The sequence below is a fragment of the Colwellia sp. BRX10-4 genome (assembly GCF_014077465.1).
Lineage (GTDB): Bacteria > Pseudomonadota > Gammaproteobacteria > Enterobacterales > Alteromonadaceae > Colwellia_A.
On sequence record NZ_JACGVZ010000084.1, the window covers coordinates 1 to 1000 of the forward strand.

Here is a 1000-nt window from a genome sequence, read left to right on the forward strand (position 1 = left end):
ACGTAATAGTCGTCAGTTGCTTAGTTTGGATGATATTGAGTTATAACAAGAACTTCAAACGGAAAAAATACAGTTGGCTATTTTCACTCCGTTCAACATTTTAGCCAACTATATTTTTCCGCTTAAGTAGGCGTTAGGTAGCCATTCAAGGTTTGAGTATTAAATGAGAGAACCGCAACGAATTGATGAGTTTTTAGAGTTAATAAATGAACTGTGGACGAAGAGCCCAGATCTAAGGTTTAACCAGCTTATCTACATTTTACAAAATGGATATTCTCAAAATAATTCCGGTGTGGGAAAAGTAGAAAGCGTAGAGGTGGATGGTTTTAAACAAACAGGTTTCGATCTATTCAACACCGAAGATGATAGTTTCCTAGAGTACCTAAAGTCGGAAGTAAAAAAGGGTAAGGCGTAAGGCTTACCTAACAAGAAATTCAACAGGACTAAAAACAGTGGGCTGTCCGCTTCGCTTCCATTTTAGCCCACAATTTTTAGCCCGTTAATTGGGCGTTAGGTACACCGCACAATCAAGGATTGAGTAAGCTGCAATAATGAAAAAAATTTGTCCGAGTTGTAAAAATAAATCAGATTTAACTTTATTAAAAAAAGCTAAGTCATTCCTTATCGGTAATCAATATCAATGTAGCAATTGCCTAGCTGTTTTAGCTTGGGATCGTTTGTCTCATTTATTAAGCTTTTTATTTCCCATTTTACTAATAACTCCAATGCTTTTAATTCAAGTTATAGAGCTATCAGAACAGCAAATAATTAACTTATATATTGGCTTTGGTTTAACATCATTATTGTTGCTGGCTTTTGGGTTTTATCGTAGGTATCTTGTTGTATATAAAAGCTAAACTGTAGTAACGTGTACCTAACAACACGCCCTGAGGTGGACAACTAGTAAAATTTAGCTATTTACAGCAAATTTTAATAGCGGTGAGCCTCTTTGTTTTAGGGCCTCTAAGTATTTTGACTCATCGTAGGGCGTATTGGTTTT

Annotated in this window: 2 protein-coding genes; both read left to right on the forward strand. The window is 35.5% G+C overall.

What is annotated here, in order from left to right; translation table 11 throughout:
* Positions 1 to 163 precede the first annotated feature (163 nt).
* Entirely contained in the window at positions 164 to 415 is a 252-nt protein-coding gene (locus H4J67_RS19900) for a DUF1040 family protein (protein WP_182204880.1), read from the forward strand.
* A 136-nt stretch (positions 416 to 551) separates the two neighbouring features.
* A complete protein-coding gene (locus H4J67_RS19905; protein WP_182204883.1) occupies positions 552 to 857 on the forward strand; it encodes a hypothetical protein in 306 nt (101 codons plus the stop codon).
* Positions 858 to 1000 lie beyond the last annotated feature (143 nt).